This window comes from Luteimonas colneyensis (assembly GCF_014836665.1).
Lineage (GTDB): Bacteria > Pseudomonadota > Gammaproteobacteria > Xanthomonadales > Xanthomonadaceae > Luteimonas > Luteimonas colneyensis.
In genome coordinates, this window is record NZ_JACSQJ010000007.1 from 1 (window position 1) to 15817 (window position 15817).

14 protein-coding genes and 2 pseudogenes are annotated in these 15817 nt (G+C 73.7%); 15 read left to right on the plus strand and 1 reads right to left on the minus strand.

Features of this window, described 5'->3' with window-relative positions; genetic code table 11:
• Positions 1-293: 293 nt before the first annotated feature.
• The 15 genes and pseudogenes from H9645_RS11570 to H9645_RS11640 all read left to right on the plus strand — a co-directional run bounded on the left by H9645_RS11570 (position 294) and on the right by H9645_RS11640 (position 14383).
• Positions 294-1124 (plus strand): type II secretion system protein N, encoded by an 831-nt coding sequence (locus H9645_RS11570; RefSeq protein WP_225218223.1) that lies wholly within the window; start codon positions 294-296, stop codon positions 1122-1124.
• Positions 1121-3175: pseudogene (gene gspD, locus H9645_RS11575) on the plus strand (type II secretion system secretin GspD); the annotation flags it as partial. The gene H9645_RS11570 and the pseudogene gspD, both read left to right, overlap by 4 nt.
• A 95-nt stretch (positions 3176-3270) precedes the next feature.
• The gene (locus H9645_RS11580) at positions 3271-4836 is read left to right on the plus strand and encodes a GspE/PulE family protein (RefSeq protein WP_191729856.1); all 1566 of its coding nucleotides are present in this window, start codon (positions 3271-3273) and stop codon (positions 4834-4836) included.
• Entirely contained in the window at positions 4823-6028 is a 1206-nt protein-coding gene (gene gspF / locus H9645_RS11585; protein WP_191729857.1) for a type II secretion system inner membrane protein GspF, read from the plus strand. Before H9645_RS11580 ends, gspF begins: the two co-directional genes overlap by 14 nt.
• 98 nt (positions 6029-6126) lie before the next feature.
• Positions 6127-6546 (plus strand): annotated as a pseudogene (gspG, locus tag H9645_RS11590) (type II secretion system major pseudopilin GspG); the annotation flags it as partial.
• 9 nt (positions 6547-6555) lie between these two features.
• Positions 6556-7008, plus strand: coding sequence for a GspH/FimT family pseudopilin (locus tag H9645_RS11595; protein WP_189494526.1), 453 nt, complete (start codon positions 6556-6558; stop codon positions 7006-7008).
• Positions 7009-7039: 31 nt separating this feature from the next.
• A complete protein-coding gene (gene gspI, locus H9645_RS11600; RefSeq protein ID WP_386659912.1) occupies positions 7040-7462 on the plus strand; it encodes a type II secretion system minor pseudopilin GspI in 423 nt (140 codons plus the stop codon).
• 62 nt (positions 7463-7524) lie between these two features.
• A complete protein-coding gene (gene gspJ / locus H9645_RS11605) occupies positions 7525-8127 on the plus strand; it encodes a type II secretion system minor pseudopilin GspJ (RefSeq protein ID WP_189494524.1) in 603 nt (200 codons plus the stop codon).
• Complete coding sequence (gene gspK, locus H9645_RS11610) at positions 8124-9101, plus strand: type II secretion system minor pseudopilin GspK (RefSeq protein WP_191729859.1); 978 nt, start codon at positions 8124-8126, stop codon at positions 9099-9101. Before gspJ ends, gspK begins: the two co-directional genes overlap by 4 nt.
• Positions 9098-10189, plus strand: coding sequence for a type II secretion system protein GspL (gene gspL, locus H9645_RS11615; RefSeq protein ID WP_191729860.1), 1092 nt, complete (start codon positions 9098-9100; stop codon positions 10187-10189). Before gspK ends, gspL begins: the two co-directional genes overlap by 4 nt.
• Positions 10186-10677, plus strand: coding sequence for a type II secretion system protein GspM (gspM, locus tag H9645_RS11620; RefSeq protein ID WP_191729861.1), 492 nt, complete (start codon positions 10186-10188; stop codon positions 10675-10677). The genes gspL and gspM overlap by 4 nt, the downstream gene beginning before the upstream one ends.
• Complete coding sequence (gspN, locus tag H9645_RS11625; RefSeq protein ID WP_191729862.1) at positions 10674-11372, plus strand: type II secretion system protein N; 699 nt, start codon at positions 10674-10676, stop codon at positions 11370-11372. Before gspM ends, gspN begins: the two co-directional genes overlap by 4 nt.
• Positions 11373-11480: 108 nt before the next feature.
• Positions 11481-12626, plus strand: coding sequence for an OprO/OprP family phosphate-selective porin (locus H9645_RS11630; protein WP_191729863.1), 1146 nt, complete (start codon positions 11481-11483; stop codon positions 12624-12626).
• Between the two features lie 79 nt (positions 12627-12705).
• Complete coding sequence (locus H9645_RS11635; RefSeq protein ID WP_191729864.1) at positions 12706-13857, plus strand: glycosyltransferase family 4 protein; 1152 nt, start codon at positions 12706-12708, stop codon at positions 13855-13857.
• The gene (locus H9645_RS11640; RefSeq protein ID WP_191729865.1) at positions 13835-14383 is read left to right on the plus strand and encodes a phosphatase PAP2 family protein; all 549 of its coding nucleotides are present in this window, start codon (positions 13835-13837) and stop codon (positions 14381-14383) included. Before H9645_RS11635 ends, H9645_RS11640 begins: the two co-directional genes overlap by 23 nt.
• Before the next feature lie 12 nt (positions 14384-14395).
• Here the strand turns inward: H9645_RS11640 and creD are convergent, their stop codons facing one another.
• Entirely contained in the window at positions 14396-15730 is a 1335-nt protein-coding gene (gene creD, locus H9645_RS11645; RefSeq protein WP_191729866.1) for a cell envelope integrity protein CreD, read from the minus strand.
• Between the last annotated feature and the right edge of the window lie 87 nt (positions 15731-15817).

Below are 15817 nucleotides of genomic sequence, written 5' to 3' on the forward strand. Positions count from 1 at the left end.
GCGGAGATGCCGGGGGAGCACACCCCCTGTGTGCGCGACGGGCCGCGTACACCACCACGGAGCCGACTTGCATCACGCCCCAACCCCGCAAGCATCTCCGGCCGTAACAGACGCCGATCCAACATCACCCCAGTCAGTTCGACCGCGAGAGCCTCTTCCCCTCACTTGGGAAGAAGAACCCCTTTTTTCCGGTTCTGCGACCGGAATGTGTCAACTGAAACCCGGCTGTCACGAAACCTTCGCATGCTGTCGCGGCGGCGCACCTCCCGCGCCTGGACGACCTGCCCGTGCCCATGCTCGACGCCTTCCGCGATCCCCGCTTGCTGCTGGCCAGGCCCGGCGGCGTGGACGGGCTGCGGCGCGCCGCCGAGCTGGCCATCGTGCTGCTGCTCGGCGTCCAGGCGGCGCGCCTGGCCTGGCTGCTGCTGCCGCCCGCGAGCCTGGGCACCCTGCCCTTCGATGCGCCGCCGGACCTGCCGGTGCAGCCCGCGCGCCTTGCCATCGACGCCTTCCATCCGCAGCGCGGCCCTATCGCCAGCGCCGACGCATCGGGCCTGCACCTGTTCGCGGTCCGTCCCGCCACGGGCGGTGGCAGCGCCATCCTCGCCACCGCCGATGGCCCGCAGCGCTCCGTCGCCGCCGGCACGGAGGTGACGCCGGGCATGGTGCTGGCGGAGGTGTTGGGGGACCACGTCGTACTCGACAGCGGCGGGCGTCGCAGCGAGCTGCGCTTCAGCCGACCCGACGCGGCACCGGTGGCGAGGACCGCCACGCGCGCACCGGCCGCGGCAGCCGCACCGGCGGCGGCACCTTCCGCAGCGGCCCCCAGCGCGGAGGTCCCGGTGGTCGACCCCGCCAGGCTCCTCGCCGGCATGGGCCTCGCGCCCGAAGAGGCCAATGGCCGCATCACCGGCTACACCGTCATTCCCCGCGGCAACGACGTCGTCCTGCGCCAGGCCGGGCTGCAGGCCGGCGACGTGCTGCTGTCGGTCAACAACGAAGCGCTGGATCCCGAGCTCCACGCCGCCCTCGCCGAGACCCTCGCCGGGGCCGACACCATCACCTTCACCTTCCGCCGCGACGGCCAGATCCGCAGCGCGACCCTGCAGACCAAGAATCCGTGAACCACCGACTCCTCGCCGCCGCCCTCGTCCTCGCGCTCACGGCCCAGCCCGCGCCCTTCGCCTTCGCCCAGGCCGGTGCCGGAGTGACCGCGCAGGACGCCGACATCCGCGCCTTCATCCAGGACGTGGCGCGCGCCACCGGCACCACCTTCATCATCGACCCGGCCGTGCAGGGGAGCGTCAGCATCACCCGCGACGTCGCCATGGACGAGTCCGAGCTGCTGGGCGTGCTGCTGGCGGTGCTGCGCGCCAACGGCCTGGTGGCGGTGAGCGCCGGGCCCGGCGCCTACCGCGTGGTGCCCGACGCCCAGGCCGTGCAGTCGCCCGGCGGCGGCCATGGCGCTTCGGCCTTCACCACCCAGGTGCTGCCGCTGTCGACGGTCGACGCGCGCATCGCCGCGGAGACGCTCAAGCCGCTGGTCGGCCGCGGCGGCGTGGTGATCCCGACGCCGCAGGGCAACGCGCTGCTGGTCGCCGACTACGCCGACAACATCCGCCGCATCCGCGGCCTGGTGGCGCAGATCGACAGCGACACCGCCGGCATCGACACGGTGACGCTGCGCAACAGCTCGGCGCGCGAGGTCGCGGCGACCGTCAACCAGCTGTTCGGGGGCGGCGATGGCCGCGGCGGGCAGCTCTCGATCCAGGCCGTCGAAGGCAGCAATTCGATCGTCGTGCGCGGCGCGCCCAGCGCGGTGCAGCGCGTGGTGCAGACCATCCTCGAGCTCGACCGCCGCGCCGAGCGCACCGGCGGCGTGCGCGTGGTGCGCCTGCAGCACGCCAGCGCCGAGCAGCTGCTGCCGGTGCTGCAGCAGCTGGTCGGGCAGACGCCCGATGGCGAGGACGCTGGCGGCACCGTGGCCGCCAGCGCGGCCGGTGCCGCCGAGGCCACCACCGCGCAGGTGATCAGCGCGGTGCCGGGCAAGCGGCCCACGATCGTGCGCTACCCCGGCGCCAACTCGCTGATCATCAACGCCGATCCCGAGACCCAGCGCCTGCTGGTCGACGTCATCACCCAGCTCGACACCCGCCGCGAGCAGGTGCTGGTGGAGGCGATCGTGGTCGAGATCTCCGACAACGCCGCCAAGCGCCTGGGCGCGCAGCTGCTGGTGGCCGGGAAGGAAGGCAGCAACGTGCCCTTCCTCGCCACCCAGCATCCCGGCGCGGGCACCGGGATCATGCCGATCGCCGGCGGCTGGTATGCCGAGCAGCAGCGCCGCGACGGCAACGACGACGACGGCGTACTCGACCTCGCGCGCCAGGCCGCGGTGCAGTCGCTGCTAGGCATCAACGGCGCGCTCGGCGGCATCGCCGGCAGCAACGACAACGCCACCTTCGGCCTGATCATCGACGCGGTGAACAGCGACACCGCGTCCAACCTGCTGTCCACGCCCTCGATCCTGACGCTGGACAACGAGGAGGCGCGGATCCTGGTCGGCCAGGAAGTGCCGACCACCAGCGGCGAGGTGCTGGGCGACAACAACAGCAATCCTTTCCGCACCATCGAGCGCCAGGACGTCGGCATCCAGCTCGAGGTCACGCCGCAGATCAACGCCGGCGGCGGCATCACCCTCACCCTGCGCCAGGAGGTGTCGTCGATCGCCGGGCCGGTGAGCGAGGACTTCTCGGAGCTGGTGCTGAACAAGCGCGAGGTGGAGACGCGGGTGCTGGTGGACGACGGCGAGATCGTCGCGCTCGGCGGCCTGCTCGACCAGAACGACCGTAACACCGTGTCCAAGGTGCCGCTGCTGGGCGACATCCCGATCGTCGGCCAGCTGTTCAAGCACCGCTCGCGCTCGCGCGACAAGACCAACCTGATGGTGTTCATCCGCCCGACCATCGTGCGCAGCACGGCGGACGCGCAGGCGATGAGCGCCGGGCGCTGGGACTACATGCGCGGCCAGCTGCCGGTGATGGGCGAGCGCGAGAACGCACTCGACGAGCTGGTGCGCGACTACCTGCGCACGAATCCGCCGGCGATGCCGGTGCCGGGCGCCGGAACGACATCAGCCCCGGTGCCCGCGTCGCGCCAGACCGAACCGGCCATGCCCACCACGCCGGCCGCGGGCCCGGCCGACACCACGGCCACCCCGGCTGCGGACATGGGCGTGGACAACGCAGCCGCCACCGGCGCCGACGCCGCCCGATGAGCGGACCCCTGCCCGCTTTCGCCTACGCGTTCGCCAAGCACCAGGGCGTGGTGCTGCTGGGCGTGGACGACGCGACCGGACGCGCACGGGTCGGCCTGCGCGAGGACGCCGATCCCGCCGCGCTGCTGGAGGCGAGGCGCAGCCTCGGCATCGGACTCGACGTGGAGCTGCTGCCGCGCACGGCCTTCGACCGCCGCCTGTCCGAGCTCTACGCCGACGCCGCGCTCGCCGGCGGCGCCGACGACCTTGACCTTCCCGGCGATCTCGACGCGCTGGCCGGCGACATCCCCGCCACCGCCGACCTGCTCGATGCGCAGGACGACGCGCCGGTGATCCGCCTGATCAACGGCCTGATCGCCGAGGCCGCGCGCATCGGCGCCTCGGACGTGCACATCGAGCCCTTCGAATCCGCGCTGGTGGTGCGCATGCGCGTGGACGGCGTGATGCGCGAGGCGCTGCGCCTGCCCGGGCGCATCGCGCCGCTGCTGGTGTCGCGCGTGAAGGTGATGGCGCGCCTGGACATCGCCGAGAAGCGGCTGCCGCAGGACGGCCGCATCGGCCTCGCCATGGGCAGCAAGGCGCTGGACGTGCGCGTGTCCACACTGCCCGCGCGCGGCGGAGAGCGCGTGGTGCTGCGCATCCTCGACAAGGACCAGGGCACGCTGTCGCTCGAAGGCCTGGGCATGCAGCCGGGCGTGCTGGACGCGCTGCAGCGCGCGCTGCGCGTGCCCAACGGCATCGTGCTGGTGACCGGGCCCACCGGCGCCGGCAAGACCACCACGCTCTACGCCGCGCTCGCCGCGCTCAACGACGGCCGCCGCAACATCCTCACCGTCGAGGACCCGGTGGAGTACGCCATCGACGGCGTCGGCCAGACCCAGGTCAACGCGCGCGTGGGCATGAGCTTCGCCGCCGGCCTGCGCGCGATCCTGCGCCAGGACCCGGACGTGGTGATGGTGGGCGAGGTGCGCGACCCGGAAACCGCGCAGATCGCGGTGCAGGCCAGCCTCACCGGCCACCTGGTGCTGTCGACCGTGCACACCAACGATGCGCCGGGCGCGGTCACGCGGCTGCGCGACATGGGCATCGAACCCTTCCTGCTGGCGTCCAGCCTGCGCCTGGTGCTGGCGCAGCGGCTGCTGCGGCGGCTGTGCACGGCCTGCCGCAAGCCACTGGTCGGCGACGGCCTCCGCTCCGCGCTGGCGCTGCTGGGACAGGGCGCGAACGATGCCGCCAACCATGCCGGACCCGCGGCCGGTGGCGGCGCCACGGCCACGGGCGCAGCGACGGTCGCCACGCTGTACCGCGCCACCGGCTGCGCGCAGTGCAGCCACACCGGCTATGCCGGCCGCCTCGGCATCCACGAGGCGCTGGAAGTCGACGAGCGCCTGCGCCACCTGATCGGCGCCGGCGCCGACGAGGACGCGCTGGCCGATGCCGCCTTCGCCCGCGGCGGCCGCCTCGGCGACGCCGCGCGCGCCGCGGTGCTGCGCGGCCACACCACGCTCGAGGAAGCCATGCGCGTCACCCGCCAGGAGCTGCAGGACCATGGCGTCGTTTGAGTACTCCGCGCTCGACGTCCAGGGCCGCAGCCGCGACGGCGTGATCGATGCCGGCAGCGCCGCCGATGCGCGCCGCCTGCTGGAGGGCCGCCGCCTGCTGCCGGTGCGCGTGGAACCGGCCACCGCGCGCGCGGAACAGGCCTCGCGCAGCCGCGGCCGCTTCAGCGGCAAGGACCTCACCCTGCTGACCCGCCAGCTCGCCACCCTGGTGGCGGTGGCGCCGCTGGAGGAGGCGCTGCGCACCATCGGCAGCCAGTCCGAACGCGCGCCGGTGCGGCGCGTGGTCATGGCCACCCATGCGCGCGTGGTCGAAGGCTTCCGCCTGTCCGACGCCATGGCGCGCGAGCCCCGCGCCTTCCCGCCGCTGTACCGCGCCATGGTCGCCGCCGGCGAGGGCACCGGCGCCCTGCCCGCCATCCTCGAACGCCTGGCCGACCTGCACGAGCGCGACCAGCAGGTGCGCGGCAAGCTGGTCTCGGCGCTGGTGTACCCGGCCGCGCTGGCGGTCACCGCAGTGCTGGTGGTGATCGCGCTGATGGTGTTCGTGGTGCCGAAGGTGGTGGAGCAGTTCGAATCCATGGGTCGCGAGCTGCCGCTGCTCACGCGCATCGTCATCGGCGTCTCCGACGCGCTGGTGGCGTGGTGGCTGCCGCTGCTGGTGCTGCTGGCGGCGCTCGCCTTCGCCACCACGCGCCTGCTGCACCGCCCCGCCCTGCGCCGCCGCTTCGACGCCGTACTGCTGCGCCTGCCGCTGCTGGGCCCCCTGCTGCGCGACGTCCACGCCGCGCGCATGGCGCGCACGCTCGCGACCATGTCCGACAGCGGCCTGCCGCTGATCGAAGGCCTGGCGATCACCGCACGCACGGTCGGCAACACCGTGCTGCGCGAGGCCACGGAATCGATGGTCGAGGTCATCCGCGAGGGCGGCAGCCTGTCCAGCGCGATGAAGCGCGCGGCGGTGTTCCCGCCGACGCTGCTCTACATGGCCACCAGCGGCGAGGACAGCGGCCGGCTGGCGCCGATGCTCGACCGCGCCGCGGACTACCTCGAACGCGAATTCAACACCTTCACCACGGCGGCGATGAGCCTGCTCGAACCCCTGATCATCATCGTGCTGGGCGCGATGGTGGCGGTGATCGTGCTCGCCATCCTGCTGCCGATCCTGCAGTTCAACGCCCTCGTGGCCGGCTGATGGAGGCCCACATGCAAGACCGCACCGCTCCCCGATCCACCGCCCCGCGACACGCTGCGGCTCCCGGCGCTGCCAGGCCTCGTCCATCCGGCAGGCGGCGGCGCCATGCCCGCGGCTTCACCCTGGTCGAGCTGATGGTCGCGATCGTGATCATCGGCCTGCTGTCGACGGTGGTGATGATCAACGTCATGCCCAGCCAGGACCGCGCCATGGCCGAGAAGGCGCGCGCCGACATCTCGGTGCTGGAGCAGGCGCTGGAGACCTACCGCCTGGACAACCTGGCCTATCCGACCACGGCGCAGGGACTCGACGCGCTGCTTGAAGCGCCGTCCGGCCTCGCGCGCCCCGACCGCTACCGCAAGGGCGGCTACATCCGCCGCCTGCCCGAGGATCCGTGGGGCCAGGCCTACCAGTACCGCCAGCCGGGCCGCAGCGGCGGCTTCGACGTGTTCTCCTTCGGTGCCGACGGCGCCGAGGGCGGCGACGGCGACAACGCCGACATCGGTAACTGGCGCTGAGCCACGGCCATGCGGCGCGCGCGCGGGTTCACGCTGGTCGAGCTGATGGTGGCGCTGGCCGTCATCGGCCTGGCGGGCGCCGCCGTGGCGCTGACCCTGCCGTCCACCGACGACGCGCTGGTGAAGGAGACACAGACGTTCGCGGCGCGGCTGGCGCACGCGCGCGACGAGGCCATCCTCGGCATGCGCACGGTGGAAGTGGCGGTGACTGCGCGCGGCTACGGGTTCTCGCGCCGTCGCTTCGACGGTTGGCAGCCGCTGGACGGCCGCGCCTTCGCCGCCGTCGACTGGGCGCCCGGCACGCAGCCGCAGCTGCCGCGTCGCGATGCGCGCATGAGCTTCCGCTTCGACCCCACCGGCGCCGCCGAGCCCGGCAGCCTGGTACTGCTGCGCGAAGGCCGCCGGATGCAGGTCACGGTCGACGACGGTGGCGAAGTGACAGTCGATGGCCGCGCGCGCTGAAATCTCCGCCCAGCGTCGTGTCGAGGCATGCGTGCAGACGCTCCGCCGGGGCATCGCCGCACGCCGTGCGAAGGGCACGGGGCCACGGCACTGGAGCGATGCCGGCTTCTCGCTGATCGAGATGCTGGTCGCGCTGGCGGTATTCGCGCTGGCCGTGCTCGGGCTGCTCAACCTTTCGGGCGAAAGCACGCGCACTGCGGTCGCGATCGAGGAGCGCGTGCTGGCCGCGGTGGTCGCCGACAACGTCGCGGTCGAGGCCGCCACCCTGGACGTGCGCGAACTCGCCGACCAGGCGGCCGGCAGCGAAGAGGCCGGCGGCCGCGACTGGCGCTGGACCCGCAGCACCGCCCCGACTGCCGATCCCTCGCTGCTGCGCGTGGACATCCGCGTCTCGCCACCGGGCGAGTCGCGGGTGGCGGCGGAAGTCTCGCTGTTCCGGAGCGTCGCGCAGTGAACCAGGCCACGGCGACGCGCACGACGCTCACGAAGCGCACGACGGCACGCGCGCACACGGCCATGCACGCACGCGATGCGCTGCGTGGCTTCACCCTGCTCGAAGTGATGGCCGCACTGGCCATCTTCGGCGTAATCGCCGCCGCCGGCGTCGCGGTGATGGCCCATGCCGCCGACAGCCAGGGCGTGCTGCGCGAGCGCATGGACCGCCTGGGCGAATTCCAGCGCGCCCGCGCCCTGCTCCGCGCCGACCTTTCGCAGGCGGCTGTGCGCCTGGTGCGCAGGGCCGATGGCAGCAACACCCGCCATGCCTTCATCGGCGGCCGCCCGGGCGAGTCGGGCCCGCTGTTCGCCTTCGTCCGCCGCGGCCACGAGAATCCCGAAGGCCTGCCGCGCGCCTCGCTGGAGTACGTCGAGTACCGCATCGTCGACGGCCGCCTGGAGCGCAGCGCGCGCGCGGCCGTGGACGGCGCCGCGCCGCCGCCGGCGCGGGTGCTGATCGACGGCGTCAACGCCGCGCGCGTGGCCTACCTCGACGAAGGCCGCTGGAACGACGGCTGGCTCGGCGGTGCCGACTCGCTGCCCGAAGCGGTCGAACTGGAGCTCGAGCTCGACGCCATCGGCCATGTGCGCCAGCGCTTCCTGCTGCCCGGGGTCACGCCATGACCGGCGCGCACGAACGCGGCGCCGCGCTGCTCACCGTGCTGCTGCTGGTGGCGGTGATGACCGTGCTGCTGGTCGCGGTGATGGACGACATCCGCTTCGGCCTGCGCCGCACCGGCAACGCCCAGGCGCTGGCGCAGGCGCAGTGGTACGCGCTGGGCAGCGAGGAGCTGGCGCGCGCGCGCATCCACCAGCTCGACCGCGGCGACGGCCGCACCACCCTGGAGGGAGGCTGGAACGGCCGCCCCTTCGTGTTCCCGATCGACGGCGGCGTGATGCGCGTGCGCCTGGACGACGCCAGCGCCTGCTTCAACCTCAACAGCGTGGTCGAGGGCGCGCCCAACCAGTGGATCCGGCGCGAAGCGGGCGTGCGCCAGTACCGGGCCCTGCTGCAGGCGCTCGACTTCACCCCCGGCCAGGCCGCGGCGATGGCCGATGCGCTGGTCGACTGGATCGACCGCGACCAGGTTCCCGGCCCCTCCGGCGCCGAGGATCCCGCCTATGCCTCGCGCGGCCCGGGCTATCGCACCTCGGGCGCGCTGCTGGCCGAGGTCAGCGAGCTGCGCGCCATCGCCGCGTACGACGCCGAGGCCTACGGGCGCCTGCGTCCCCACGTCTGCGCGCAGCCCGACAACGCGCTGTCGCCGATCAACCTCAACACGCTCGAGGACGACGACGCCCTGCTGCTGAGCATGCTCAGCGACAACGCCCTGGACCCGGCGGCGGCGCGGCGCGTGATCGCCGCCCGCCCCGCGCATGGCTGGCGGCAGCTGCATGAATTCTTCAGCCTCGATGCGATCCGCGCCGCCGGCCTCGGCGACGACGCGATGCAGCAGGTCCGCCTGGCCACCCGCTATTTCTCGCTGCGCACCGAAGTCGAATACGACGGTACCGAAGTGGTGCTGAGCGCACTGCTGGACAGCGATTCCCATGGTCCCGTGCGCCTGGTCGCGCGGCGATGGACACACGACGAATGAGCAAGCGCATCCTGTTCCTCCCTGCCGACCCGGCGGCGCCGGCCACCCTGCTGGACGTGGACGACGGCGGCCGCGTGCTGTCGCGGCGGAGCCTGCGGGCCGGCGACTCCGCCGCCACCGGCGCCGGGCCCGTGCACGGCGTGCTGGTGGTGCCCGGCGACGCCGTGCGCATCGACACCATGGATCTGCCCGCGCACAGCGCGGCGCAGGCGCAGGCGGCGGCCGCTGCGCTGCTGGCCGCGCGCCTGGCCCGGCCGGCCGCGCTGCACGTGGCCCTGGATCCGGCCGGCACCTCCACCCGGCGCACCGCGGCCGCGGTCGACCCCGCCCTGCTCCGCGCCTGGCTCGAACGCGCGACGGCGTCCGGCTTCATACCCGATGCCGCCGTGCCCGAGCAGCTGTTGCTGCCCGCCCCGGACGACGACGCCCCGGCGAACCTGCTCGACGCCGGCGACCGCTGGCTGGCGCGCGGCCCGGGGCTCGCCTTCGCCGCGGAGCCGGCGCTGGCGGCGCAGGTGCTCGGCACCCGCCCGGTGTCGCGGATCGAGGGCGGACTCGATGCGCTGGCCGGGCATGCCTTGGCCCCCGAGCTCGACCTGCTGCAGGGCGAGTTCGCCCCCGCGGCCAAGCGCGCGCGCCCGGCCAACCGGCGGCGCCTCGCCTGGCTGGCGGCGGCGCTGCTCGCGTCGCCGCTGCTGCTGGTGGCGGCCCAGGCGCTGCGCCTCGAGTTGGCCGCGCGCGCGCTGGAGTCGCGCGCGGCGGCGACCCTGGACGCCGCCCTGCCCGGAAGCGGCGGCGACGCGGCCGGGCTGGACCACCGCCTCCAGGCCGCGCGCGCCCCACGCGAGTTCGCGGCGGCGAGCGGCGCGCTGTTCGCCGCCGTAGACGCGCGCCCCGGCACGCACCTGGTCGACCTCGAATACGCCCGCGGCGACCGCCTGCGCGCGCGGCTGTTCCATCGCGACGCGGCCGACCTGGAGGCCCTGCGGGGCAGCCTCGCCGCCGACGGCTGGCGGCTGGTGGAAGGCGGCAGCACGGAGGTGGCCGGCGGCCTGCACACCGGCCTGGCCCTGGAGCCCTCGGCATGAACGACATGATCACCGCACTGCGCCGCTGGTGGCAGGGACGCGAACCGCGCGAGCGCGCGATGCTGGCCACCATGGCCGCGATGCTGGCCGCGTTCGCCTGGTGGTACGGCCTGCTGTGGCCGCTGCGCGCGCTGCACGAACAGGCCCAAGCCCGGCACGCGCACGCCGTGGCGACGCTCCATGCGGCCGAGGCCGCGGCGGCCACGCTCGGCAACTCCGCCGCGGCAAACGCGCAGCCGCACGGCGGCGAGGCCCTGCAGCGTTTGCTGCTCGACAGCACGCGCGAGGCGGGGCTGGCACCCAGCCGCCAACGCACGGCGCCCGACGGCAGCATCGTGCTGGAGTTCGAGCGGGTCGCGTCGCCGGCGCTGTTCGGCTGGCTGGGCGGGCTGGTGGACACGCACGGCATCGCACCGGCATCGCTGCGCGTCGAGCGCGCCGACGGCCAGCTGCGCGTCGAGGCCGGCTTCGCCGGAGCCGCACCGTGAGCGGCCGCCGGCTGGCGCTGTGGTTCGCGGGCGCGTTCGCGCTGGGCCTGCTGCTGGCCGCGCCGCTGCAGCTGGCCACGGCGCGGCTGGCATTGCCACAGGAGCTGTCCGCGGCGGGCGTCGACGGCAGCGTGTGGCACGGGCGCCTGCGACAGGCGCGGTGGCGGGACGTCGCGATCGGCGACGTGCGCATGGGCCTCTCGCCGCTGCCGCTGCTGCTCGGGCGCCGCCAGCTGTGGTTCCACACGCCGCAAGCGGCGCTGGCGCTGCACGCCGGGCGCGTGCGCGGGCTGTCCCGCGCGGACGGCGTGCTGCCGCTGCCGTCACCGCCGGGCCTGGCCCTGCGCGCCTCGCTGAAGGACGCCCGGCTGCTGTTCGACGACGAGGGCTGCCGCGAGGCCGGCGGGCGCGTCCGGGTGGAAATGACGCTGGCGGACGGGGCGCTGCCGCCGCTGCTGCTGGCGGGAACGCCCGCCTGCGAAGGCGGCGCGGGACGGCTCGCGCTGGTGCCCGAGGACGCGACGGCTCCGCTGTGGCTGGAAGCCACGCTCACCGTCGAGGCCGATGGCCGCCGCTCGCTGCAGGCCTCCGCGCGCACCGACGACCCCGGGCTGCGCGCCGCGCTGGTCGCGCACGGCTTCCAGGACGCGCCAGGCGGGCTCAGCCGGGTGGTCGAACTCGGCGCGCGGCGCTGACCCGCCGCCATCCGTTCAGCTGTCGGGGAAACGCACTGTCCCCGGGAGCGACCGTCCCCGCGCGATAGACTTCGCGGTCCCCCCGTATGACAGCCCCGCGACGATCCCATGAAATCCCTGTTGCCGCCGATCGCCCTGCTCGCCGCCGCGTGCCTGTTCCCCGCCCGAGCCGAGGTGCCGCTGGGCACGGTGGCCGGCTCCGAGGTGTCCTTCGAGGGCATGTTCCAGGTCGACGGCTACTGGTTCGACAATGACGTCCTCGACCTGGACGCCCGCGCCGACGGCCGCGACCGCGCCACCGGCATCCGCCGCTTCGAGCTGGCGCTGAAGGGCAAGGGCCCCGGTGGCCTCGGCTGGGCGCTTGGCTACGACGTCCACAACGAGACCTACCTCGACAACAACGTGTCCTGGACCTTTGGCGGCGACGGCGCGACGAAGCACACGCTCCTGTTCGGCCAGTACAAGCAGCCCAACAGCCTCGAGGAGCTGTCCTCGTCGCGCAACAACGACTTCATCGCCAAGGCCGCCGCCACGTCGACCTTCGCCGTCGGCCGCAGGCTCGGCGCGTCCTGGGGCTACGACGCCGGCAGCCACGGCGCCAGCCTGGGCTGGTTCGGCCGCAACCTGGACGACGATGCCGGCGGCGCCGGCTACGGCGCACGCGCCTGGTGGGCCCCGCTGAAGGAGGACGGCCGCGTGCTGCACCTCGGCCTGAGCCACGTCGACCGCGACACCGACGCCAACGCGCTGCGCCTGCGCGCGCGACCCAACGCCGACATGGCGGCGGTGCGCGTGGTCGACACCGGCGCCTTCGCCGACGTCGACCGCCTGGCCACCACCGGCGTCGAGGCGATGTGGATCCAGGGCCCGCTGAAGCTGCAGGGCGAGTACTTCCTCGCCAGCGCCGACCGCATCGGCCACCCCGGCTTCGACGCGACCGGCGGCTACGCCAGCGCGCTGTGGACCCCCGGTGGCGGCACCTGGGGCTACCGCGGCGGCCTGCCGCGCACCAGCGTGGCCGAGGCCGGCCTGTGGCAGCTCGGCCTGCGCTACGATCAGCTCGACCTCGACGACGGCCCGGTGCGGGGCGGCCGCATGGAGGCCTGGACGGTGGGCGTGAACTGGTACTGGCGCAGCAACACCAAGCTGATGCTGAACTACGTCGACGTCGCCAGCAGCCGCACCGATGCCAGCGGCGCCCGCATCCACGACGACCCCTCGATCCTGGAAGCGCGCGTGCAGCTGCACTGGTAGGCGCGTCACACGGGCGTCAACAAAACGCCATACGGGCGACACCCCGCGCCGGCAGGCTTCGGTAAAACCGGAGCCGTCCATGCGCTACGCCATCGTCACCGAGACCTATCCGCCGGAAGTCAACGGCGTCGCGCTGACGGTGCGCGAACTGGAGCGCGGCCTGCGCGAGCGCGGCCACGAGGTCGAGCTGGTGCGTCCGCGCCAGCATCGCCAGGACCAGGCCGGCCCGGGCGGCATGCTCACCGCCGGCGTGCACCTGCCACTGTACGCGGGCCTGCGCTTCGGCCTGCCCGCGGCCACGCGACTGCGCCGCGCGTGGCGCCGCCAGCGCCCCGACGCCGTCTACATCGCCACCGAGGGCCCGCTGGGCTGGTCGGCGATGCGCGCCGCGCGTGCGTTCGGCATCCCCGTCGCCTCCGGCTTCCACACCCGCTTCGACCACTACATGCGCGACTACGGCCTGCCGCTGCTGGAGCCGCTGGCGCTGGCCTGGATGCGGCGCTTCCACAACCGCTCCGCCGCCACCCTGGTGCCGACCCGCGAACTGCGCACCGGGCTCGAGGGGCTCGGCTTCCGCCACGTGGTGCACCTGCCGCGCGCGGTCGACACCCGGCGCTTCGACCCGGCGCAGCGCGACGATGCGCTGCGCGCGCGCTGGGGCCTGGGTGCGGACGACCTCGCCGTCATCCACGTCGGCCGCATCGCCGCGGAGAAGAACCTCGGGCTGGCGATCCGCGCGTTCCGGGCCCTGCAGGCGCTGCGCCCCGATGCGCGCTTCGTCTGGGTCGGCGAAGGTCCGGAGCAGGCCGCGATCCGCGAGGCCAACCCGGACTTCATCTACTGCGGGCTGCAGCTCGGCGAAGCGCTTGCCCGGCACTTCGCCAGCGCCGACCTGTTCCTGTTCCCGAGCCTGTCGGAAACCTTCGGCAACGTGACCATCGAGGCCATGGCCAGCGGCGTGGCCACCGTGGCCTACCGCTATGGCGCCGCCGCCGAGCACCTGCGCCACGGCTTCCACGGCGCCGCGATCACGCTGCACGACGAGACCGGCTTCATCGACGCCGCCTGCCGCCTCTCGCTGGAGGACGCCTCGCGCCGCGGCATGGGCGCGGCGGCGCGGGCGGCGGTGCAGTCGCTGCGTCCGGCCCAGGTCGCCGCCGATTTCGACGCCGTCCTCGCCGGCATCGCCCACCGCAGGAGCCACGCCGATGTCCACGCTGCCCTCGCATAGCCGCTTCGCCGCCGACCGCCTGCTCTGCCTGCGCACCAACGCCTGGTGCGCGCGCAACGGGGTGCTGAAGGTCTTCGCCACCGTCAGCCGCCTTGGCGACGGCGTCGCCTGGTACGTGCTGATGGCGGCGATGGTGCTGGTCGACGGCATGGACGGCCTGCGCGCCTCGGCGCACATGGCTGCCACCGGCGCCATCGCGCTGCTGCTGTACAAGGCGCTCAAGCGCTGGACCCGGCGCCCGCGGCCGTTCGCCGCGGACGTGCGCATCCGCGCCTGGATCGCGCCGCTGGACGAGTTCAGCTTCCCCTCGGGCCACACCCTGCACGCGGTCTCCTTCACCATCGTCGCCCTGGCCCACTATCCGCAGCTGGCCTGGTTGCTGGTGCCGTTCACCGCGATGGTCGCGCTGTCGCGGGTGGTGCTGGGGCTGCACTGGCCCAGCGACGTGCTCGCCGCCACCGTGATCGGCACGGTGCTCGGCGGCAGCACGCTGTGGCTGGGCCAGCATCTCCCGGGCCTGTCCTGAGCCGCGCCGGCCTCAGCGCCCCATCGCCGGCAGGCCGGCGCCCACGCGGTACCAGTCGACCCGGCGGGTGATCACCATGATCGCCGCCAGCACCACGAACAGCAGGCCGGCGCCCAGCACCAGGGCATTGTCCTCGGACACCAGCAGGCCGTAGAGCGCGGCGTACAGCGTTGCCAGCATCGCCGCGAAGCCGGCGCCGCGCAGCACGCCGCCGAGCACCGCCGACAGGTAGAAGCCGATCAGGCCGATGCAGGCCACCGCCGCGGCGAGATAGGCCAGGCCGAAGGGGATGTGCTCGCCCAGGCTGACCAGCAGCAGGAAGAAGATCGCGATCGCCATCCCCACCAGCCCGTACTGGATCGGGTGGATCGGCTGCTGCCGGATCAGTTCGAACATGAAGAAGGCGATGAAGGTCAGCAGCACGAACAGCAGGCCGTACTTGGTGGCACGCTCGGTCTGCAGGTAGGCGTTGACCGGATCGACCAGGGTGACGCCGGCGGCGTCGGGATCCATTCCGCCATGGCCCGTGTGCACCGGCGATGCGTCGCGGAGATAGCGTGACTGGGCCCCGGTCGCCAGCGAGGCGACCTGCCACTGCGCGTTGAATCCGGCGGCATCGATGTCGTGCACCGGCGACAGGCCCTCGAAGCGAGGATGCTGCCACGAGGAGCGCAGGTGCAGCGCGTTGTCCCGCGCCAGCGGCAGCATCGCGAAGGACTCGCTGCCACGAAGCTCCAGGTCGAGGCGGCTGGCGAAGGCCATCCGGGCGCCCGCGACCGGCACCTTCAACCGCGCATGCACGCCGGGACCTTCGCGGTGGCCGATGCCCTGCGCGAGCTCGAGCGCCCGGCCGTCGAGCTGCATCCGTGGCAGCTCGCGCAAGCCACGCACGTCGGCGATGCCGAAGGCCAGCCAGGGCTCGCCGATGATGCGGTTGGCGCCTTCCGGCGCATCGTCGGGGATGCGCGCGTCGAACTTCGCCTGCACCGTGCCCTGCCACTGGTAGACGCGCACCTCGTGCAGGCCGCGCCTGCGCACCTCGGGCGCGAGCACGCCGTCCACCCGCAGCGTTTCGGGGAAGAACGTCCAGTGCCGGGTCCGACGCCGCACCGTGGTGCGCATGACGCCCAGGGCGTCGGCGGCCTGCTCGCGCACCTCTTCGCTGTAGGGCACCACCAGCACCGGCCCCGAGACCAGCTGGCGCCCACCGTAGCTGGCGGCGATGTTCGCCACCGCTTCGGCGCGCCGCGCCTGCCGTTCCTGGATCACCCCGCCAATCATCGACAGCGGCACCAGGATCGCGATCGTCATCGCCGCCACCATCAGGATCTTCAGCCACAGACGCATGTCCGCACTCCGTTGGGAAACCGCGGACAGGCTGCGCCGCGCGCATGTGCGCAGCGGGGGGCGACGGTGAAGCAGGGGTGAAGCCCG